This window comes from Sphingobacterium yanglingense, assembly GCF_004363245.1.
GTDB classification, from domain to species: Bacteria; Bacteroidota; Bacteroidia; order Sphingobacteriales; family Sphingobacteriaceae; genus Sphingobacterium; species Sphingobacterium yanglingense.
Genome location: NZ_SNYV01000017.1, coordinates 1 through 23334, shown reverse-complemented (window position 1 = coordinate 23334; position 23334 = coordinate 1). Strand labels below are relative to the sequence as shown.

General features: G+C 39.5%; 17 protein-coding genes. 14 read left to right on the top strand and 3 right to left on the bottom strand.

Going from position 1 to position 23334, the window contains the following annotated elements; translation table 11 throughout:
- Nucleotides 1–9 precede the first annotated feature (9 nt).
- On the top strand, nucleotides 10–1812 hold the full coding sequence (locus CLV99_RS18220) for a MutS-related protein (protein WP_133585943.1): 1803 nt from the start codon (nucleotides 10–12) through the stop codon (nucleotides 1810–1812).
- A 33-nt stretch (nucleotides 1813–1845) separates the two neighbouring features.
- The gene (locus CLV99_RS18215; RefSeq protein ID WP_133585942.1) at nucleotides 1846–2247 is read left to right on the top strand and encodes an acyl-CoA thioesterase; all 402 of its coding nucleotides are present in this window, start codon (nucleotides 1846–1848) and stop codon (nucleotides 2245–2247) included.
- Here the strand turns inward: CLV99_RS18215 and CLV99_RS18210 are convergent.
- A complete protein-coding gene (locus CLV99_RS18210; protein WP_133585941.1) occupies nucleotides 2244–2618 on the bottom strand; it encodes a DUF779 domain-containing protein in 375 nt (124 codons plus the stop codon). The genes CLV99_RS18215 and CLV99_RS18210 overlap by 4 nt on opposite strands.
- Before the next feature lie 60 nt (nucleotides 2619–2678).
- Entirely contained in the window at nucleotides 2679–4181 is a 1503-nt protein-coding gene (locus CLV99_RS18205) for an aldehyde dehydrogenase family protein (RefSeq protein ID WP_133585940.1), read from the bottom strand.
- Between the two features lie 160 nt (nucleotides 4182–4341).
- Between CLV99_RS18205 and CLV99_RS18200 the strand changes: the two genes are divergently transcribed.
- Nucleotides 4342–5244, top strand: coding sequence for an AraC family transcriptional regulator (locus tag CLV99_RS18200; RefSeq protein ID WP_133585939.1), 903 nt, complete (start codon nucleotides 4342–4344; stop codon nucleotides 5242–5244).
- Here CLV99_RS18200 and smpB read toward each other — a convergent pair.
- Nucleotides 5241–5696 (bottom strand): SsrA-binding protein SmpB, encoded by a 456-nt coding sequence (gene smpB, locus CLV99_RS18195; RefSeq protein ID WP_133585938.1) that lies wholly within the window; start codon nucleotides 5694–5696, stop codon nucleotides 5241–5243. The genes CLV99_RS18200 and smpB overlap by 4 nt on opposite strands.
- Before the next feature lie 328 nt (nucleotides 5697–6024).
- Here smpB and spt point away from each other — a divergent pair, with 328 nt between their 5' ends.
- From spt to CLV99_RS18140, 11 genes are all read left to right on the top strand, one after another.
- Nucleotides 6025–7239 carry a serine palmitoyltransferase gene (gene spt, locus CLV99_RS18190; RefSeq protein ID WP_133585937.1) on the top strand — a complete coding sequence of 405 codons (1215 nt, stop codon included), beginning with the start codon at nucleotides 6025–6027 and terminating at the stop codon, nucleotides 7237–7239.
- 29 nt (nucleotides 7240–7268) lie between these two features.
- Nucleotides 7269–8390, top strand: coding sequence for a hypothetical protein (locus tag CLV99_RS18185; RefSeq protein WP_133585936.1), 1122 nt, complete (start codon nucleotides 7269–7271; stop codon nucleotides 8388–8390).
- Complete coding sequence (locus CLV99_RS18180; RefSeq protein WP_133585935.1) at nucleotides 8387–9385, top strand: NAD-dependent epimerase/dehydratase family protein; 999 nt, start codon at nucleotides 8387–8389, stop codon at nucleotides 9383–9385. Before CLV99_RS18185 ends, CLV99_RS18180 begins: the two co-directional genes overlap by 4 nt.
- Nucleotides 9386–9396: 11 nt before the next feature.
- A complete protein-coding gene (locus CLV99_RS18175; protein ID WP_133585934.1) occupies nucleotides 9397–10110 on the top strand; it encodes a CDP-alcohol phosphatidyltransferase family protein in 714 nt (237 codons plus the stop codon).
- Entirely contained in the window at nucleotides 10094–10480 is a 387-nt protein-coding gene (locus tag CLV99_RS18170; RefSeq protein ID WP_133585933.1) for a GtrA family protein, read from the top strand. Before CLV99_RS18175 ends, CLV99_RS18170 begins: the two co-directional genes overlap by 17 nt.
- A gap of 137 nt (nucleotides 10481–10617) precedes the next feature.
- Nucleotides 10618–10983, top strand: a complete 366-nt coding sequence (locus CLV99_RS18165; RefSeq protein ID WP_133585932.1) for a hypothetical protein — start codon at nucleotides 10618–10620, stop codon at nucleotides 10981–10983.
- Between the two features lie 114 nt (nucleotides 10984–11097).
- Entirely contained in the window at nucleotides 11098–12204 is a 1107-nt protein-coding gene (locus tag CLV99_RS18160; protein ID WP_133585931.1) for an efflux RND transporter periplasmic adaptor subunit, read from the top strand.
- Between the two features lie 17 nt (nucleotides 12205–12221).
- A complete protein-coding gene (locus tag CLV99_RS18155; RefSeq protein WP_133585930.1) occupies nucleotides 12222–16772 on the top strand; it encodes an efflux RND transporter permease subunit in 4551 nt (1516 codons plus the stop codon).
- Nucleotides 16773–16974: 202 nt separating this feature from the next.
- On the top strand, nucleotides 16975–18135 hold the full coding sequence (locus CLV99_RS18150) for an efflux RND transporter periplasmic adaptor subunit (protein WP_133585929.1): 1161 nt from the start codon (nucleotides 16975–16977) through the stop codon (nucleotides 18133–18135).
- A gap of 77 nt (nucleotides 18136–18212) precedes the next feature.
- A complete protein-coding gene (locus tag CLV99_RS18145; RefSeq protein WP_133585928.1) occupies nucleotides 18213–21371 on the top strand; it encodes an efflux RND transporter permease subunit in 3159 nt (1052 codons plus the stop codon).
- 11 nt (nucleotides 21372–21382) lie between these two features.
- Complete coding sequence (locus tag CLV99_RS18140) at nucleotides 21383–22834, top strand: efflux transporter outer membrane subunit (protein WP_246032800.1); 1452 nt, start codon at nucleotides 21383–21385, stop codon at nucleotides 22832–22834.
- Nucleotides 22835–23334: the final 500 nt, after the last annotated feature.

Sequence of the window (23334 nt, the reverse complement as noted above, 5' to 3'; positions counted from 1 at the left end):
AACTTTAACATGAGAGACCTTTATCAAGACAACATACAACAGGCTAGTTTAGAGCTTTCCTCTTTGGAGAAAAAAATCAATACAAATAGCTTGTTGCGATTGGGAGTTATCCTGATCGGTGGCGGAGCTCTTTTTAAGGTATTTCAACAGAATAATATCTGGCTGTTGATGATTACTGTTTTTTCTATTGTGCTGTTGTTTGCTTATTTAGTCCTTAGGCAGAGTCGATTGGAAAAAGCAAAAGCAGAATGCCAAGCCTTCTTGCGTGTCAATCAAAATGAAATCGATTTGATGGATGGAGGGGGCAATATGTATAGCGACGGAGAAATCTATGATAGTGGCAAACATCCGTATGTATCCGATTTGGATATTTTTGGGCCTAAATCTCTTTTTGCAAAGGTCAACAGGGCTGCAACAGCAGATGGAGTCGAACGTTTAGCGTCGTGGTTTAATGGTGTTACGAGTAAGGTGCAGATTCTGGAGCGACAAGAGGCTAGTGCTGAATTGAGCGCTAAGGGGATGTGGGTACAGAATCTACAGAAAAAGCTTCTTTTTAACTTGGGGCAAAAAACTAATATTCGAACTTTTTTATCCAGATATCTCCAAGATGGTGCGCTTGATTTCGGATCAGGGGTACTCCGGTTTTATGTACCTATTGCACCTTATATTTTACTTGGAGGTGTGTTGTTTTCGTTGTTTGTTACTCCCATCTGGAACCTATTATTGGTAGTAGGGATTGCCCACTTAGGATGGACACTTGCACTGGCAGGTAAAGTGAGTTATTTTTCTTCCCGAATAGACAAGATAGGTGCTACTTTGATTGCTTATTCTGATGCGGTTAAAATGATTGAGGAAGAAGAGTTCTCTACCGAAATGACCAAAACTCTACAGGCTAGTCTTATGACGGATGAGCGGGAGAATCTTTCTGTGGCTTTCCGTCGTTTGGGAGCATTGGTGGATAAGCTTGATGCACGGAATAATATTTTAATAGGCTCTATTCTGAATATTGTGTTTCTATGGGACTTTAAGCAGGTATTGGCTATTGTCAAATGGAAAAAAAGCTATGAAGGTAATATTCTCAAGACTTTCGATATCATGGCTGATTTTGAGGCTCTGAGCAGTTTGGCTGTTTTAAAACGTAATCACTCAGATTGGACTACTCCAATCTTGTTGGATGATACCAGTAAAAATGGAATTGTAGCTAAATGGATAAATCATCCCCTGATTCCTGAAGGGAAAGCCGTGTCAAACGATTATGACTCTCAAGATCATAAAATTGCTTTGGTTACTGGCTCGAATATGGCCGGTAAGAGTACATTTTTACGTACAGTAGGAATCAATGGAGTATTAGCCTATGCCGGAGCAGTAGTGTGTGCTCAAAGATTAGAACTTCCTATTTATAAACTCGTCTCTTACATGCGTATTAAAGACGACCTTAATGAAAGTACATCAACATTTAAGGCCGAGCTTGATCGGATGAAATTTATTCTGGAATTGGTAGAAAAAGAGCATGATACCTTTGTGTTGATTGACGAGATGCTAAGAGGTACTAATTCAGTCGATAAATATCTTGGGTCTAAAGCCATCATCAAAAAATTGATTGCTATGGATGGAAAAGGTATGGTGGCTACACATGATTTACAACTGGCATCTTTGCAAGATGAATATGCAGGAGTACTTAAGAATTACCATTTTGATATTCAGGTAGAAAATGGAGAGATGCTGTTCGATTACAAATTGAAGGATGGAAAGTGTACGATATTTAATGCTTCATTGTTGTTAAAAGGGATAGGTGTTGAAGTTGGTAGTTGATAAAATACTACCTTTGTGGAAATTTATTCAAAAATGACACTTGAAGAAAAGATAAGCGCATCCGAAACGCGTGTATGTACAACGGTTTTTCCTTTTTTGACTAATCATCACGATACGCTGTTTGGTGGTAAAGCAATGGCTATAATGGATGAAGTCTCTTTTATGGCAGCGACAAGGTTTTGTCGCAAAACGTTAGTCACAGTATCTACAGATCGTATTGATTTTAAAAAAGCTATTCCTTCTGGAAGTATCATTGAAGCTATTGCCAGGGTAGAGAGTGTAGGGCGTACAAGTTTAAAGATAAAGGTAGAGATCTATCTGGAGCATATGTACGAAGAAGGCCGGGAGCTTGCTATTCAGGGGCTCTTTACTTTTGTAGCACTTGATGAAAATAAAAAGCCAGTTCCCGTCTTGCAGGGGTTGGATATAGATTAGCTATTACGGACTACAGGCTCTAAATTTTCTAATTCCTGTGGGGTAAATAAACGATAGTGAATTTTGAATGTTTTACCTAAAGGTGTTTCGAGCGAGAAACCTCCTGGGCCAAATCCATCTAGGACATCTAGCGTGAAATGTGCGTATTGCCAATATTCGAATAGATCGCGATCTATCCAAAACTCATAGTCTTTGATGTGGCCTATCAGTACATCGTTCATTCGAGGGAAATAACCTCCTTTTTCGAAGCATTGCGGTTGCGTACCTTCACAACATCCTCCTGCCTGATAGAACATAAGAGGGCCATGCTTCTGTTCAAGCTCTTCTACGAGTTGTAGGGCTTTGGGGGTAATATCTAAACGTGAAATCATATAACAAAAACTTTAGAGAAGATAGTGCCTCTCGAATATAGGGAGAGGCACTATCTAATGTTAAAAGAATCCTAATTTTTCTTTGTTGTAGGATATCAGCATGTTTTTAGTCTGTCTGTAATGTCCTAACATCATTTTGTGGTTTTCGCGACCTATTCCCGATTGTTTGTAACCACCGAATGGAGCTCCTGCCGGATAAGAGTGGTATTGGTTTACCCATACACGTCCAGCTTGAATTGCACGTGGAATCTGATACAATTGATGTGCATCTCGGGTCCAGACACCAGCCCCTAAGCCATAAATAGTGTCATTCGCTAATTCGATTGCTTCTTTTTCATCTTTAAAGGTCGTCACTGCAAGCACAGGTCCAAAGATTTCCTCCTGGAAAATACGCATTTTATTGTGCCCTTTAAATAAGGTTGGTTTAATGTAATAACCATCTTCAAAGCCTGCACCTACATTATTCTGATCCCCTCCTGTTAAGACCTCTGCACCTTCTTCTTTACCCAATTGGATGTAAGACATGATTTTGTCTTTTTGGATTTTTGAAGCTTGTGCTCCCATCATAGTGCTTGGGTCTAACGGATCGCCAACCTTAATTTGATTTACACGATCAATCACTTTTGCAATAAAGCGGTCATAAATATCTTCTTGTATAAGAAGGCGGGAAGGGCAGGTACAGATTTCTCCTTGGTTTAAGGCGAATAGAACGGCTCCTTCTATTGCCTTATCTAAGAATGCATCGTCTTCGTCCATAACAGAGTTGAAGAAGATATTGGGGGATTTTCCACCAAGTTCCAAGGTGACTGGAATAATGTTCTCGGTAGCATATTGCATGACTAGACGACCAGTGGCGGTAGATCCAGTAAACGCAGCTTTGGATACTTTTGGATTTGTGACCAAAGCTCTGCCTAGTTCCGAACCAAACCCATTGACGATATTGATTACACCAGCTGGAATAAGGTCTCCAATAAGTTCCATAAGAACTAAGATAGAAGTTGGTGTACTTTCTGCTGGTTTAAGGACAACAGTATTTCCCGCAGCAAGCGCTGGAGCTAGTTTCCATACGGCCATTAAAATAGGGAAGTTCCACGGGATAATCTGTGCAACTACTCCAATGGGCTCATGGACAATTAACGATACCGTGTTTGCGTCGAGTTCTGTCAAGGATCCTTCCTCAGCTCGAATTACTCCAGCAAAGTACCTGAAGTGATCTATAGCTAGTGGGATATCCGCGTTCAGGGTTTCGCGTACTGCTTTTCCATTATCTATCGTTTCTACTGCAGCAATATATTCGAGGTTAGCTTCAATACGATCAGCAATCTTGTTCAAGATGATACTGCGTTCTGTAGCGGAGGTTTTTCCCCATGTTTCAAATGCTTTTGCAGCTGCGTTGACAGCGATATCAAGATCCTCTTTCGTAGAGTGTGCTACTTGTGTGAAAACTTTTCCATCGACAGGAGATATGTTGTCAAAGTACTTTCCTTGTGCTGGCGGAACAAATTTGCCACCAATGTAATTGTCATAACGTTCTTTAAACGTTGGTCTTTTAATAGTACCCATATTGTTAGCTTTTAATTTTGAAATCTCTTTTTATCAAATTTAGCCATCGATTTTTCAACGCTATAGCATTATTGTTTCAAAGCATAGCATTATTAGACCATCCATTGGTTTGTTTTATTTTTGTTATATTTGGGTGACTGCCAATTATAAAGTATTTGATATGATAAATAATACTAGGGTGCAATTGTTGCCGTTCTCTAAAGAACGCGAAATATCCACACTTGTCGAAAACAGACGGGCATTTACATTGGATAATCTAGAATTACATATTTATGAGACCTATAAGGCTTCTGAGCAGGTGCCTTTGCAGTTTGATGATATAGTGATGATTAACATGATACAAGGGAAGAAGGTAATGCATATCAATAATATTCAATCTTTTGAATATTTGCCAGGACAGATGATTGTACTTCCGGCTTCGGTTGGTATGAATATTGATTTTCCAGAGGCTGATTTTAGAAATCCAACACAATGTACGGCTTTAACCGTAAGTAAAGAGAAGATGGGGAGGATAATGGATTATCTTAATGAATTTTACCCAAAGATGAGTCTTTCAGGTAATTGGAAGTTGGATAGTGAACAGTATCATCTTTATAATACTCCAGAGCTTGCTGAGCTTTTGAATAAGCTTTTTCAAATTATGACTGGAACCAATCCGTTGAAGAACGCGCTCGCGGATCTAACATTCAAAGAGCTAGTCATAAGATTGCTGCAGGCACAGTCTATGCTAGTGCTGGAACTGGGTAAATCTGCGAATATGGTACTCCAACACCTGAAGGATTTTGTTCAAAAACACGTCTCAGAAAAGTTAACATTAGACATCTTAGTAAAGGTTGCAAATATGAGTAGATCGAGTTTGGTAAGAATGTTCAAACAAGAACTAGGAGTCAGTCCGATGGAGTATGTCATTCGGCAACGTATAGCCAAATCTAAGGAGCTTTTAAGAATTACTCAGAGTGTGAAAGAATCTTGTTTCGGAGCAGGGTTTAATGATGTCAATTATTTTGTTCGGATTTTTAAGAATAGGGAAGGACTTACACCAGGTGCATTTATCTTGACTTAGTACTTCATAACCCGGTCAAGTTCACGTTTGTTTTCCCTTTCTTTGATAGTCTCCCGTTTATCAAAGTCTTTTTTTCCCTGAGCTAAGGCAATCTCTACTTTGGCAAAGCCTCTCTCACTGATGAAAATGCGTAAAGGTACGATAGTGAATCCTTTTTCTTCGCCTTTGTCTCTCAGTTTTTTAAGCTCTTTTTTTGTGAGTAAGAGTTTTCTATCCCGTTTGGCTTCGTGGTTATAGAATGACCCGAATGAATATTCTGCAATGTGCATGTTACGGATATAGAGCCCATCATGCAGAAATGAACAAAAACTGTCGTTGATATTTGCCTTTCCTTCTCGGATGGATTTAATTTCCGTACCTAATAGTTGGATCCCTGCTACATACTTGTCAATCAGGTGGTACTCAAACGAAGCCCTCTTGTTTTTTATATTGATTTGAGACGATAATGCCATAACTATAATTAACTGAAGTGCAAATGTAATAAATTTGAAGGTTGATAATGGCAAAACCTATTGTTTGTTTATTAACAATAATTTAACTTTATGATATTTATATGCTTTTTGGTTGTGGTTTATACTGCAAAGTTTTGTAAGTTTGCACGTTTTACAACTAGATTAGAGATAGAGTACAATTATGAGAACGGCATACTAAGGCAATGTTAGTTTAACGTCATTTGTTAACGAAAATTGTTTATCTTAATATGGATTTCATAATTTTGACGTTTATTTTGGTTTGGTCAAAAAGTTAAATAGTAATCGCGTAAATAGAAATACCTATAGCATGAGCAAGGGAAAGTTAAGTGAAAGAACATCAAGTTTTCTAAAAAAGGAACTAGAGCCAATTAAAGCTAATGATTTGTATGCTTATTTTAGGCCTATCCAATCTAAGCAAGATACGGAAGTCCTTATCGATGGAAAACGTGTATTGATGTTTGGATCAAACTCTTATTTAGGATTAACCACTGATTCTCGTATTATTGAAGCTTCTCAGGGTGCTTTGGCAAAATATGGAACAGGTTGTGCTGGATCCCGTTTTTTGAATGGTACGTTGGATATCCACGTAGAATTGGAAGAGAAATTAGCGGATTATGTAGGTAAAGACGCTGCCGTATTGTTCAGTACGGGCTTTCAATCTAATTTAGGGCCGTTATCCTGTCTTACTGGAAGGAATGACTACATCTTGTTAGACGAGAGAAATCATGCATCTATCATTGATGGTAGTAGGCTTTCATTTTCCAAAGTGATCAAGTATGCGCACAACGATATGGAAGATCTTCGTGCGAAGATTGCTAGACTCCCAGAAGATAGCTTAAAGTTGATCGCGACGGACGGTATCTTTAGTATGGAAGGAGATATTGTCAAATTACCTGAGATGGTTAAGGTTGCGGAAGAATTTGATGCTGCTATTCTTTGTGATGATGCACACAGTTTAGGTGTGATCGGAGAAAAAGGGGCCGGTACGGGTAGCCATTTTGGGTTGACCGACCAGGTAGACTTGATCATGGGTACATTCAGTAAGTCATTGGCATCTTTAGGTGGCTTCGTTGCTGCAGACAAAGACACAATTGAGTACTTGAAACATAGAGCACGCTCATTAATGTTTAGTGCGAGTATGACGCCAGCCTCTGTTGCTTCTACATTAAAGGCTTTAGAGATTATTCAAACAGAGCCTGAACATATAGAGAAACTATGGGCAAACACGCATTATGCTAAGAAATTACTGATTGAAAATGGTTTCGATCTGGGAGACACTGAAAGCCCTATCTTACCTATTTTTGTCCGTAACAATGATAAAACCTACATCGTTACGAAAATGCTTCAAGATAATGGCGTGTTCGTCAATCCTGTAGTCGCACCGGCTGTACCAGCTGAAGAATCGTTAATTCGTTTTTCTCTCATGGCAACACATACTTTTGATCAGATAGATGAAGCAATTGATAAGATGGCAAAGGTGTTCAAAGCATTAGAAGTTGAGCGTTATAAAAAGGTTATATAGATACGATATTATCCACTTTTAGGAAGGCCATGGTAACAATCATACCTGTAGCAACAAAAAAACAACGTGCGGAATTCATAGATTTTCCGCATGCTTTGTATTTAGGGAATCCGAATTATGTGCCCGAACTATTTATAGCACAAAGTGATTTGCTAAATCCCCAAAAACATCCCTTTTATAAACACTCGGAAGCACAACTTTTTTTGGCTTATAAAGACAATAAAGTTGTGGGAAGAATAGCTGCAATATGGAATAATAGGCACAATTCGATTAACAATTTGGAGGAAGGACAGTTTGGGTACTTTGATTGTATTAATGATCAAGAAGTCGCTAACAGATTGTTCGACGCTGCATTAAGTTGGATAAGAGAAAGAGGCGGGAATAATATTGTAGGCCCCATAAATCTTTCGACGAATGAAACATGTGGACTGCTCGTAGAAGGATTTGATATGCCTCCAATGGCGATGATGCCTTATAATAGCCCTTATTATCTAGAATTGATAAGCAATTATGGATTCGATAAGAAAGTGGATCTTCTGGCTTACAACGTGAAAACGGAAACTGCAAGTACGCGGGCCGTTCAGCTTATGGATAGATTAGAGGAGCGTTTGGGAAGATCAGGAATAAAACTAAGAACGATCAACCTGAAAGATTTTAAAAACGAAGCTGCTAAAATTCGGGAAGTGTATAATAAAGCATGGGACAAGAATCTCGGATTCGTCCCTATGACGGATGAAGAGTTTGATTATATCGCGAAAGATTTGAAAATGATTGTCGATCCTCGTTTTTGTATTATAGCGGAAAAAGGAGAAGAGATAATCGGCTTTGCGGTAGGTATTCCGAATGTTAACGAAATCCAAATCAACATAAAACGGGGTCGGCTATTGCCAACAGGTATTTTTAAATTGCTATTTGGTAAGAAGAATATTAAATCCTTACGTGTTTTGATGTTAGGGGTTTTAGAAGGCTATCGGAAACTAGGAATCGAAGCCTGTTTATACGGAAGGATTATCAGGAATGCTAAGCCTGCTGGTATACGCGGTGCGGAATGTTCCTGGATGTTAGAAACAAACTACTTAATGAATCACGCCATTGAACAAATTAATGGCGAACTATACAAACGCTATCGTTTATACGAGAAGGCGATATGAGGAAAAAAGTATTTATAACAGGTGCTAGTGGTTTTGTGGGGTCTCATCTGGTAGAAGAGGCAGGACGAAGAGGATATGAGGTTCACGCCGCCATAAGGAAAACCAGTAAGATCGATGCTATTCAACATGCTGTCGATAAATTCGTGTTTCCGAATATGGATGATTCTGACGAGCTAGCCTCTTTATTCCAGCAAGAACAGTACAGTTATATCATACATGCCGCGGCGATGACCAAATCAAAGCGCGAAAGCGATATGTTGAAGGTTAATGTCGGGTATACCGAAAATATTTTAAAAGCTTCGTTGGCATTAAAGGGTGTTTTAGAAAGAATTGTGTATGTGAGTAGCTTAGCCGCAGTTGGTCCAATTGATTTTGATAGCCCATTTTTAATTACAGAAAATACTCCTTACAACCCTTTGACTGTATACGGTCGTAGTAAGAAGGCTTCGGAAGATATGATTAAGGCTAACTTTGCTGATAGCCCTATTTCAGTACTTAGGCCTACGGCAGTTTATGGACCACGTGAGCGGGATTTATTTATTCTCTTTGATACCTTAAGTAAAGGAATTGATCCTTACATTGGAAGCAAACCTCAAAAGTTGAGCTTTGTCTATGTCAAGGATCTTGTAGATGTTATTCTTGATTCGTGTACACAACCACAGCAAGGGTTGCAGTTTTATAATATCACAGATGGTCAGGTCTATTCGAGATATGCCATGGCTGATGTTTTTAGAAGTACGTTTAATAAAAAGTCTTTTCGTCTGCATATTCCTTATGCTCTAGTGGCTTTTGTCGCTAAACTTTCGCAGTCACTTTATGCACGATCGGAAAAAACTCCTGTTTTATACCCTGAGCGATTGGCGGAGCTCACTGCGGAAAATTGGGGGTGCAATATAGAAAAAGCCCAGAGTGATTTAGCGTTCAAGGCTAAGTATGACCTGTCATCCGGACTGAGGGAAACGTTGTTATGGTATAAATCAAATAATTGGTTGTAATAAAGAGAGATATGAGCGAGCAAAAAATCAACAAGAAACTGTTTCAAGACAGAAAGCGTACTAACATATTAAGTAATCCTGAGCAGCGGTTCATTAGTTATTTGGTGCCACGTATACCAGATTGGCTCACTTCGGATGGATTGACAGCAATAGGTTTTTTTGGATCCCTCATTATTTTAGTAAGTTTTTTATTAGCGGAGTATGTAGATCGGGATTTGTTGCTATTGGCGATACCAGGTTTTTTTATTCAGTGGTTTGGAGACTCATTAGATGGTCGTATCGCCTATTATCGTAATAAATCAAGAAAGTGGTATGGCTTTGCGTTGGACATTGTAATGGATTGGGTCAGTACAGTGTTTATTGGACTTGGATATGTGCTATACACGGTTGGAGATTTTAAGTACCTAGGTTTTGCTTTGGTTGCGTTGTACGGTTGGGCGATGATTATATCGCAATTGCGATACCGAATCACCGATAAATATACAATTGATGCAGGATTATTAGGTCCTACAGAAATAAGGGTCGTAGTCTGTCTTGTATTATTAATAGAGGTTCTTTTCAAAGGTTCCCTCGATTATAGTGTATTGGGGATTTGTATTATATTGTTTTTTATTAATGTTGGTGATACAATAAAACTGCTTGCCGTAGGTGATGCCAAGGATAAAGAAGAAAAACTAGCTAAACAGCAAGCTGAACAAGAAAAAGCTAATGGCGTTCAAGCTTAAGGAATTTTTAAAGGCGCAGTTGTCTGCTTTTGTGGGCGGATTGGTCGATTTTGGTATCTATTCCTTTTGTTATAAAGTTTTATTGATTTCAGCTCCTTTTTCTAATGTCGTGAGCGGTAGTTTGGGAGCTGTTGTTAATTTCACCATTAATAGGTATTGGTCATTTAATAATACGACAGTTCCTTTAGCAAACCAACTCTGGAAATTTATTATCGTAGTGGCAGGAAGTATCTTTCTCAAATCTACCGGTATCCATTTTTTGGTGGATGTTTGGGGTCTCCATTTTTTGTTGTCGAAGGGAATTGTTGAATTAATCGTGTCTCTAGGATTTAATTTTACTTTGCAAAAGTACTGGGTCTTTAAAAAGTAGTTTTATTGACTGCTTATTCATAGCAAGGGACCAATTGTCATAGGAAAGTCTGAACATAAGATATGTAACACTTTCATAACACTTTTTTTACAGAGTGCTGCATCTTTCCGCAATTTGCTTTTCTATATTTGCATCATATGTTGCGCATACTACATTTTTTAGCACTTTTTGGCTACCTCAATGTCCTCTGTTATGAGGTGGAGTACTGCAATATATTAGACTTTAGGCCTGTAGTTTCTGGGGAAACCTTTCTCGAAGTCGTCTTAGAAGAGATTCTAGATACTACAGACTCTGAGCAACAGGATACTGTTCCACAAATTTTCTTTGACGACTATCGTATTCTATTTCTTTCTTTAGGTGTACTCCCTACGATTCTTCTTGTTTTTTGGTTATTACGAAAGCTATTTCTCTTTACCAAAACACTAAAGCATCCCCGCTATGAATCGAAGAGACTTTGCTTACCTGGGTACTATACATTCCTGTATAGATACCGACCATTCTAATTTTTTTTAATCCCATCTTATTTATCTAATAATTGCTTGTGAGGTTAGTCCAACTTCTCATTGGAAGCTATTATTGTTATCGATTTTTATTATTTAATTCACTCATAATTAGCTATGAAGAAAAATAAACTCATGTATCCAGTATTTGGATGCTTGTTATTTGCCGCGTCCTGTACTGCTAGCAGCAATGAAAATAAATCTGAGGATCAAGCCAAAGTAGTCCCGGTGACTGGTCTCTTACAGATGGATACCATTATATACAAAGAGTATATTGCTGATATTCAATCCCAAAGAAACGTAGAGCTTCGCTCGAGACTAGCTGGGTTTTTAAATAGAATTTATGTTGATGAGGGGGCTTTTGTTAGAAAAGGACAGGTTCTTTTCGGCCTTAATGATGAAGAGTACAAGGCAGACTTTGCACGCGCAGAGGCAGGTTTAAATACTGCAAGAGCTGAGGTTAAGAAAGTAGAGCTGGAATTAGAAAGAACAGCCAAGTTGGTGCAAAAGGGCATCATTAGTACCACAGAGCAGGATTTACTCAAAGTACAACTTAAAGCCGCTATATCAAAAGTGCAGGAAGCTGATGCCATCTTGAACCAAGCTAGAACTAAATTAAGCCATACGCAGATTAGAGCGCCTTTTGATGGTCGTATTGACCGGATTTTGCTCAAAGAAGGGTCTTTATTGAGTGAAGGTGCGTTGATTACTTCTATTTCTGATCTAGAAAAGGTCAATGTTTATTATAATATTTCTGAATCAGAATATCTTGCTATTGCGTCAGACTCCTCCTTTAATAGGAATAAGTTCCAACAAGAGGTGCGCTTGATATTAGCCAATGGTGAGGTATATCCTTATACTGGGGTCGCTGAGATTGTCGAGAGTGAGTTTGAGGCTAGTACTGGATCTATTTCTTTGCGGGCGAAGTTTGATAATCGCAAGGGCTTATTGAAGCATGGTGCTTCTGGACGTATTGGAGTGCCGACACAAACAGGAAATCTTACATTCGTACATCAAAAGTCTGTATTTGAAATTCAGGACAAAGCTTACGTGTACGCGGTAGAAGGTAACAAAGTTAAGATGATGCCATTTAAGAATGGTCAGCGTGTTGGACATTATTATGTTGTAGAAGATGGGTTGCCTGCAGACACGAAAGTCGTTTTTGAAGGCGTACAGTCTTTGCGAGATGGCATGAGTATACAGCCTAAACCGATTAATAACTAGAAACGGAGGCGATTTAGATGTTTGAAACGTATATTAAAAAGCCAGTATTATCACTGGTGATTTCAATTTTTATCACCCTTTTAGGGTTGTTGGCATTATTTACATTGCCGATTACACAGTTCCCTGATATTGTTCCACCCTCTGTCGTAGTAACAGCCAATTATACAGGAGCCAATGCCGAGGTAAGTACCAATGCTGTGGCTATTCCTTTGGAGCGTGCTATCAACGGAGTGGCGGGAATGACCTATATGAATAGTGTCTCTACCAATAATGGTACTACATTGATTCAGGTTTTCTTTAAGGTGGGGGTTGATCCGGATATTGCTGCAGTCAATGTTCAGAATAGGGTCACTACTGTATTGGACGAACTGCCCGAAGAAGTAATCAAAGCGGGAGTTACGACCGAGAAGGAGGTGAATAGTATGTTGATGTACCTCAATCTTTATACAGATGATGAGACGGCAGACGAGAGATTCATTTACAACTTTACCGATATTAATGTTCTTAAAGAACTGAAACGTATCGAGGGAGTCGGTTTTGCGCAGATTATGGGGATGAAAGATTATGCAATGCGCATTTGGGTAAAACCCGATAGGCTTTCTGCTTATTCTATCTCCACAGAAGAACTTGTTGCAGCACTGAGAAGGCAAAATATAGAGGCAGCGCCAGGTCAGACCGGAATAAGTTCAGATAAGGCCATAAATATGCAGCAATATGTACTCCGCTATCCAGGTAAGTTTACTGAGGTGAGTGAGTATGAAAATGTACCCATCCGGGCAAACACAGATGGCTCAATAATTCGTATCAAGGATATTGCTGATGTTGAGTTTGGCTCTTTAGATTACGAAATGGTATCGAAGACAGACGGTAGGCCTTCTGCTTCCATCATGTTAAAGCAGTTGCCCGGATCAAATGCGCAGGATGTAATTCAGAGTGTAAAAGATAGAATGGAAGAGCTAAAAGGAGCAACCTTTCCTCCAGGAATGACTTATACCATGGGATATGATGTGTCGAGATTCCTTAATGCTTCGATATCTAGCGTTCTTATCACACTATTGGAAGCTTTTATTCTCGTGTTCTTGGTTGTATTTATCTTCCTTCAGGATTTTAGAGCTACCGTAATTCCGATTCTTGCAGTTCCTGTCAGTTTGATTGGAGCCTTGTTTTTTATGCAAATGATGGGATTCTCTATTAACCTTTTGACTCTTTTCGCTTTAGTTTTAGCTATCGGTATTGTTGTCGATAATGGTATTGTCGTGGTGGAAGCTGTGTATGCCAAGATGGAGGACGAACATCTTCCTCCGTTGGAGGCAACCATTGCAGCGATGAAAGAAGTGGGGAGTGCAGTAATTGCAATTACGCTTGTCATGTCAGCAGTATTTATACCTGTTGCTTTTCTTTCAGGACCGGTAGGTATTTTTTATCGACAGTTTTCACTGACATTGGCAGCATCTATTGTTATATCAGGAATTAATGCTCTCACGCTTACACCAGCCCTGTGTGCTTTGATTTTGAAATCACCCCATGATAAGAAGGAAAGTAATGGTTTGTTAGCTCGTTTTTTTAAAGGCTTTAATGCCGCATATGATCGAATAGGAGGAGGTTATAAAAATTTATTGACACGTATAGCAGGACGGAGAGTCGTTACCTTAGGGGCCTTAGCCTTGATGTTTGTTCTTACCTGGGGTTCTGCAGCTATCCTACCTACTGGATTTATCCCAACAGAAGATCAAGGGATGATTTATGTAGCTGTGACTACACCTCCAGGAGCTACAGTAGATCGTACCGAAAAGGTGCTTGATGAAGTGGATATGATTGCTCGAGAGTTGGATATCGTAGAGACTGTATCTACGTTAGCAGGATATAGTATTGTGACCGAGGTTTCGGGAGCATCCTACGGTATGGGAATGATCAACTTAAAGGCATGGGATCAACGTGACGAAAGTGTAGATGATGTGATGAAGATTCTTAGGGAGAAGACCGATCATATTGCGGATGCAACAATAGAGTTTTTCCCGCCACCAACAGTTCCTGGCTTCGGTAACTCTTCTGGATTTGAACTGCGTTTGTTGGACAAAAGTGGTAATGAAGATCTCTCAAAAACCAGTATGGTACTGAATGATTTCATTAAAGAGCTAAACAACGACGATGTAATCGAAAGTACGAGTACTACTTTTGACGTTAATTTTCCACAATACATGCTTGAAATCGATTACGATCTAGCGGCCAAAAAAGGTATTTCTGTGGAAAACTCGATGAATACCTTACAAACTCTCTTGGGCAGTCAGTATGCTACCAACTTTATCCGTTATGGACAGATGTATAAAGTGATGGTTCAGTCAGATGCCTTCTCCCGTCAAAAACCAGAAGATGTATTGGCATTATATGTCAAGACTGCAGACGGAGAGATGGTTCCTTATTCTTCTTTTATGACGATGAAGCGTGTATATGGTCCAGAACAGATCACTCGGTACAATATGTTTAGTTCTGCCATGATTACGGGGCAAGCTGCTGCCGGGTTTAGTTCGGGGCAGGCCATTGAAGCGGTAGAACGTATAGCAGAGAATCTCCCGCAAGGATATGAAATTGAATGGTCTGGGATGACTAGAGAGCAAAAAATATCGGGTAACCAAGCTGGATATATATTTCTACTCTGTCTTGTATTCGTGTATCTGCTCTTGGCAGCGCAATATGAAAGTTTCCTTCTTCCATTGCCCGTTATCTTATGTTTACCAGCAGGAATATTTGGAGCTTTTATCTTCTTGAAAATCTTTGGCCTTGAAAATAACATCTATGCGCAGGTAGCATTAGTGATGCTCATCGGATTGTTAGGTAAAAATGCCATTCTAATTGTAGAATATGCCAACCTGAAATACAAGCAGGGGATGGATATTTTTACAGCTTCTGTAGAAGGAGCTGTGGCGAGATTACGTCCAATCTTAATGACTTCGTTTGCATTTGCAGCGGGACTAATTCCATTGATGTTGGCAAATGGTGCAGGTGCCGTTGGTAACAGGACTATTGGTACAGCTTCAGTAGGAGGTATGGTAATTGGTACAATTCTAGGGGTTATTGTAATTCCTGGGTTAGTGGTTTTGTTTTCAAAACGTAATAAACCTAAAAAAACAGGTCAGATAGTAGCCGTGTTAGCAGCTTTGTTGTTGGTGTCTTCTTGTAGCATTCCTAAGAAGGTCACTAAATCTGAATTAAGTGAAAGTGTAAAAGTTGATGCTCAAACGGTATTAGCAGACAGTATTTCCTTAGGAGATATTCCATGGCAGCAGGTCTTTTCTGATCCTCATTTGAAAGGTCTCATCGATACTGTTTTGGTGAATAATAGAGATCTCAAGCAGGCTATTCATCGTATTGAGGTGGCGCAAGCTAATTTTAGACAACGTAAGGCAGCATTGTTACCAACATTGGATGTAGCTGTAGAAGCTGGACTTAGGAAATATGGCCATTATACGGAGTCTGGTATCGGTAACTATGACTCGAATTTTTCGGAGAATCTCACATCAGATGAAAGAATCCCAGAGCCGTTCATTCCAGATTATTTCGTAGGTGTGCGTTCATCTTGGGAAATAGATCTATGGGGGAAATTACGTAATAGAAGAGAGGCTGCTTTTCTAGGGTTGCTAGCCGAAAGCGAAACTAAGCGGTTGTTACAAACTGAATTGGTTAGCAGTGTTGCTGCAGCATACTTTGAATTGATAGCATTGGATCAGAAAGTAAAGGTGTATGAGCAGAATATACTATTGCATGAGCGGGCTTTAAGTATTATTGAAGCCCAAAAAGAAGCTGGTCGTGCTGACGAGTTAGGGGTACAGCAGTTTAAATCTATTCTGGCAGAATCCAAGGCGCGTAGGGCTTTGGCAATGCAAGAAATAATTGGATACGAGCATCAGATCAACCAACTTTTAGGACGGGTATATCAGCCTATTGGGAGGACAAAAGAGCATGTCCCAAATCATGAGATATTCCAAGAGTTACATGTTGGAAATATAGATTTACTTTTTAATAACCGTATTGATATCCGTAGGGCGGCATTGGAGTTGCAGGGTAATTTTAGCGATTTGGAAGTTGCCAGACTCTCTTTTCTTCCCTCTGTCGCAATCAGTCCCTATTTTGGATTACAGACTTTTAGTATAGACCAGCTTTTCAATTTGGATAAATCTGTAGCTTACGGAGTTTTAGGTAGCGTCACGGTGCCAATTTTTAGACAGCGGGAGCTGAAATCGCAGTATGAGGTTATGAAAGCAAATTATGGAATAGCATTTTTGGAGTATGAAAAAGTCATTTTGAATGCAGTGAATGAAATTTCTTTAGCACTACATACACAAGGGGCTATCGAAGAGCGCGAAGTCCTGGTTCGTAATCAGGTGGAAGCTTTAGAATCTGCGATTATTGCGGCCGAAGAGCTTTTCATTGCCGGGCGAGTCAATTATTTGGATATTGTAACGGCACAAAAAGATGTTATAGGAGCACAGGAAGCTCAGGTGGATGTATTGAAAGAAAAGATGCTAAACCAAGTTGTCTTGTATAAAGCCCTAGGTGGTGGATGGAAATAGGGGTTTAAATCATTGGAAATGAAAAGACTCTCCAAAACTGGAGAGTCTTTTTTTATGCAAATTAATGACAGAATGCGTCTTTTTATTCTGTTAAAGACTGTTAAAAGAGGGAAGGGAGGACCCAAACTTGCATTGTTTTTGCGTTCTTGACTGTAACAGATCAGTTACGTTTTATTAATTTGCTAAAATCTAGTTAAGTAGTATGAGAAAAAGGAAAGTGAGTTTTTATATTTCAATTGTTTCAATGACAGCTTTAGTCATTGTTACATTTTACAGTTGTTTTATTGGTAGATCCGAAGAGAATGAAGTGACAGCCAAGCCCTTGGCACTCCCGGTATATACGGTTAATGCGAGCGATGCAACGACGATTAAGACTTATTTGGGGACTATAGAAGGAAAGGTAAACGTAGAGGTAAGACCTCAGGTAGAGGGACTTTTACAGGAAATCTATGTTGATGAAGGTTCCTTTGTCGAGAAGGGACAAAAGCTATTTAAAGTAGATGCATCGGCCTACCAGGAATTGTTGAATAATAGTGTTGCTAATCAAAATGTTGCGAAAGCAAAGTTGAAAAATGCCCGTTTAGAGATGGAACGTTTGAAACCCTTGGTGGATAACGATGTTATTTCTGAGGTTCGTTTACGATCAGCGCAATCTGATTATGAGGTGGCCAAAGCGTCGCTCGATCAAGCTACTGCAGCAGTCCGTAGTGCCGAAATTAATCAAGGCTTTACCATAATTACAGCGCCTGTTAGTGGGTATATTGGTCGTATTCCAAAAAGGATAGGTAACCTTGTTGGTAAAGGTGATAAAGAGCCATTGACTGTATTGTCCGATGTACAGGATGTATACGTGTATTTTTCTATGAATGAGTCTGATTTTTTATACTTCTCAAAATTAAAGGTTAAAGAGGATAGCATCAATGGAATTCCCAAAAGTAGGAATGCGCTCAGCTTTCCAGATGCTGTCTTGATTTTGGCGGATGGTGAAGAGTATACGAATAAAGGCGCTGTCGACGCAATCAATGGGCAGGTCGACCGTACTACAGGAGCAATTTCCCTAAGAGCTTCTTTTCCTAATGCCGACAACATGTTGCGAAGTGGAAGTACTGGGACGCTAAAAATCTCCGAAGTAAAGAAAAATGTAATCCAGATTCCACAAATAGCGACCAGTGAATTACAAGACAAGACTTTTGTCTATGTGTTGGATAAGGAAGACAAAGTACGCCGCCGTGTTGTTACGATAGGTGGTAAGAGTAAAGATAATTATATCATCGCGGACGGTCTTGCCGTAGGCGAGCGTGTCTTGCTGACCGGCTTGGATAAGATTACTGAAGGATCAACAGTAACCCCAATTCAACAATAATTTTCAATGTACCAAAGTTTCTCGCGCTGTCTTAACTGATGGCGCTTGAAAACTATTGCTTATTAAATCCAAACAGTATGTTAAAAACCTTCATAAATAAACCTGTATTGGCTACGGTGATGTCCCTAATCTTGGTGATTTTAGGACTGGTGGGACTTAAGACTCTACCGATTACCCGGTTTCCAGAGATAGCTCCACCAAGTGTTGTTGTTTCATTGAGCTATCCAGGAGCGAACTCAGAGACCGTTGCGGAGAGTGTCTTACTGCCTATTGAAGAAGCTATTAATGGGGTAGAAGACATGACTTACATTAAGTCGTCTGCTACAAACTCTGGCTCAGGTTCCGTACAGGTGTTTTTTAAAACAGGAACTAACCCCGATATCGCTTCGGTAAATGTACAGACACGAATATCAAAAGCAATCAGTGCTATACCTGCAGAAGTCAATGAAAACGGGATTACAGTGCAGCCTCGACAGAGTGGTGCAATTATGACTATAAATATCTTCTCGGATCATCAGGATTCTGTATACGATGAGACATTTTTACAGGCTTTCTCGCAGATTAATATGATACGGCCTCTACTACGTGTGGACGGTGTAGCCCAAGTTTCCCGGTTGGGAGCACGGGATTATTCTATGCGTGTGTGGCTGAATCCAGAAAAGTTAGCACTTTATGACATTATTCCGCAGGATGTTACTAAGGCGTTGAATGATCAGAACTTTGAGATTGCTCCAGGTAAATTTGGTGAGACGTCAGATGAGGTCTTTGAAACCGTAATCAAACACAAAGGACGGTTCAGTAAGCCTGAGGAATTTGAAAATATGGTCATCAAAACAAATAAAGATGGGTCCATACTTTATCTCAAAGACATTGCACGAATTGAATTTGGAGCGACCAATTTAGGAAGTGATAATAAAGTTGATGGTAACCCGGGGCTGACTTTGAATATTACACAGACGAGTGGTTCGAATGCGCATCAGATTGATATTGAGGTTCGGAAAGTTCTCGAAGAATTGTCCAAATCTTTTCCCGAGGGAATTCATTATGAGATTTCCTATAGCGTTAGAGATCAGATAGATCAATCTATTAATCAAGTGAAAACCACCTTGTTTGAAGCTTTTATTTTGGTTTTTATCATTGTGTTTATATTCTTACAGGATTTTCGATCTACTTTGATACCTGCTATCGCAATTCCTGTTTCTCTAGTTGGAACCTTCTTTTTCCTTAGTCTGTTTGGTTTTTCGCTTAATGTATTAACAATGTTTGCGCTGGTGCTGGCGATTGGTATTGTGGTCGATGATGCAATTGTTGTGGTGGAAGCGATTCATCAAAAGATGCATGAGACTGGAATGCGCGCAAAAGAGGCTACCGTGCAGACGATGTCTGAGATTACAGGAGCGATATTGTCTATAACGATGGTGATGGCAGCCGTATTTTTACCGGTAGGATTTATGGAAGGACCTGTTGGCATTTTTTATAGGCAGTTTGCATATACGCTTGCTACCGCTATTTTGATTTCTGCCTTCAACGCATTGACTTTATCACCTGCATTATGCGCGTTGCTTTTAAAACCGATTCATGTTAAGGATATTGAAGCCGAACAAGATCTAAATAAAGTACAAAAGTATAAGCAAAGATTCTTCAACGCTTTCAATGCTTCGTTTGACAGGTTTACGGACAAATATATTGTTGGTGTAAAATATTTAATAGGACATAAGAAAATTGCATTCGGTGGGTTGCTTTTAGTTACTGTAATAGGCGTACTGTTTTTGTTTTATACGCCAAAGAGTTTTATTCCTACTGAGGATGATAGTTTTGTTACGTATTCCTTGGCAATGCCTCCGGGGGCTTCTTTGTCTAGAACCACTGCTGTCCTACGTCAGGCAGATAGTATTTTACAAAAGCGAAAGGATATTGCTGGTATGACTACTGTTTCAGGCTTTAATGTTTTGGGAGGAGGGACTAGCCCTGCGTTTGCAGCTGGGTACATAAACGTGAAACCACATGCAGAACGAAAAGAAATTAAGAATATAAATGCATTTATGGATACCGTTCGTAAAGACTTGTCGGTCATCAATGAGGCGACATTTAAAGTATTTCCAAGGCCTACAGTGCAAGGATTTGGTGATTTTGCCGGTGTAGAGTTAGTTCTCCAAGACAGGTTGGGAGGAGATATTCGAGATTTTGATATTGTTGCGGATTCCTTTATTAATAAAATCAATGCATTGAAAGAGGTTGATAATGCCTATACCTCATTTAAATCTAATTTTCCACAATATGAAGCAGACATTGATGTGGTGAAGGCAAAAAGTATGGGGGTAGACATTAAAGAAATGATGAATACAATCCGGATGTACTTTGCACGTGTGAGTGCAGGAGATTTCAACCGTTTTGGACGTACTTATCGGGTATATATGCAGTCTGATTTTGAGCATCGTACAGATCCGGAGTCATTAAACTCCATTTTCGTCCGTAATAAAGAAGGAAAGATGGTTCCTGTTGGTACATTAATGACGCTCAATAAGGTAGTCGGGCCAGAGACCATAGCACGATATAATCTCTACAACGCCATTACGGTAAATATTAGCCCTTCATCAGGTTATAGTACAGGAGATGTGATGGAGGCAATAGAAAAATTGGCGGTTCAACAGTTGCCGGGGAATTTTGGATATGAATGGACCGGAATGTCTTATGAAGAGAGTAAATCAGGATCACAGACTGTACTCATCTTCGGTTTGAGTATTTTGTTTATTTATTTCTTATTAGCTGCGCAGTATGAAAGTTATATTTTGCCATGGGCAGTTTTGCTTTCTGTTCCTGTTGGATTAGTTGGTGTTTTCGCTACCGTTCTAATGGCTGGTTTAGAAAATAATATTTACGTGCAGGTTGGACTGATTATGTTAATAGGATTGTTGGCAAAAAATGCAATTCTTATTGTTGAGTTTGCTGTTCAGCAGCGAGATAAGGGAATGAGTGTATATCATGCCGCTATTGAAGGTGCAAAGTTGCGATTGAGACCAATCTTAATGACATCTCTAGCATTTGTAGCAGGTTTGGTCCCTCTTATGTGGTCTGTCGGGCCGTCGGCTATTGGTAATCATTCTATTAGCTTTAGTGCCGCAGGTGGTATGCTGGCAGGGGTAGCTTTCGGTATTTTTATTATCCCGGTGCTTTTTGTCGTTTTCAAAACATTGGATGAGCGAGTCAAGTTGAAATTTAAGTCGGAGGAGGATTAACTATGAATAATATGTCAATAAAAGCAGTTTTATATTTATTTACCATTTTTTTTATTCTGACGGGTTGTAAGGTTGGGGAAAAGTATAAGCAACCCAATTTAAATATACCAGCTTCCTTCCGTTCAGCTGAAACAACAAGTGAAGGAGACGCTTCGCTAAGTCAAATTGAATGGAGAAACTTCTTTAATGATAGCAATCTGATTACTTTGATCGATAGTGGGCTCTCTCACAATTATGATATGCGGATTGCTTTAAAGAATATAGAGATTGCTAACCGTAATCTGAGAATAAATAAGCTGAACTATTTGCCTACAGTAGATGCCAATATTGCGACAGTGAATCAACAATACCGTTCAAAGGATTTTTATGGTTCTGCTTCATCCAAGTGGTATGAACAAAAAGGAGAAAAGGCACCAGAATCTATGGCAAAATATCAATCACAATATGCTACGGGGCTTGAGTTTAGTTGGGAGCTGGATATTTGGGGTAGGATAGGACAAGAGGGAGATGTTTTGAAAGCGAGCTGGATGGATACGAAAGAAGCTAAAACGGCAATTCAGACGAAGCTTATTGCGGATATTGCTACAGGTTATTTTAATCTATTGATGTTGGATGCACAGATTGAAGTCGCTAAAAGGAATCTGCAATTGAATGATAGTACGCTGCGCATGATAAAATTACAGTTTGACGCAGGTGAAATTACAGCATTGGCCATCCAACAGACCGAGTCACAACGATTGGTTGCGGCTTCGCTAATCCCGGATCTAGAAAAGGAAATTACAATTCAAGAAAATTCTTTGAGAATGCTGGTCGGAGATATGCCTGCTGCGGTATATAGAAGTAGTACATTAAATGATAGTCTTATCAACTTTGATCAAGATATTTCTCTAGGGAGTCCTTTGGATATTATACGGAACCGACCGGATATCAAACAGGCCGAGTATGCTCTAGTTGCGGCCAATGCTCAAATGAATATAGCGCAGATTATGCGATATCCAAGTATAAGTTTAAGTGGAGTTTTTGGAGTGAATGCTATGTTGGCAAAAAATTGGTTTAATATACCTGGCGCTTTACTCGGTGGTATAGCGGGTGGAGTAACGGCTCCTGTATTTCGGAATAAGAAATTGAAAAATCAGTATGAGGTGGCAAAGATAGAGCGAGAGAAAGCTGAACTTGACTTTCAGCGCCAGGTCATGGAGGCTGTCGGGGAAGTTTCAAATACAATCATAACTGTAGAAAAGCAGAAAGAACAATTACTCTTAGCTCAGGAGCGGGTTTCTAATTCAGAACTTGCCGTAAAAAATGCTTCGTTATTGTTTAAAAGTGGGTATGCTACCTATTTGGAGGTTATTACCGCGCAAAGTAATGCATTAAAGAGTGAATTGGATTTGGTGGAGTTAAAGCAAAGACAACTTAATGCATGCGTCGCCTTGTATAGATCTCTAGGTGGGGGTTGGCAATAGTGTATGTATGGTATTGCTTCTTTGCTTCTTCGTCTCTGTTTTAAATTTTCTAGGGGGTACCTAGAGATATAATAGAGGGTTTGTAGAGGGGTCATAGAGGTAAAACACTATAAAGGCTCTGTTATGCCTTGCTTAAATCCATAGTAATCCTGGCTGATTATAGCATAATCCCGCCTTTTGTGCAGTCCATGGTGCCTATTTGTTTTCTTTTTTCAATTTTATCGTTCAATGTTCCAGTGTTTTATGGTTTATTGTGTAAAATAGTTTGTGTGATGTCTTTGAAATGTGGTCTGAAAGTCCCTATCTTTGCACCACTCCGCGAGGGAGGGACGGTTCTTCGGAACGATGACATAAGGTAGAAAGAGGGATTGTTTTTTCGGTTTTATCCGATAGATTTTATCCTCTGCAATCTTCTCCGAAAATATTTTAAAATAAAATTTGGAGGTTTAAAAAAGATTCCTACCTTTGCAGTCCCAACGGAAACGGAGGGCGATCGCCGC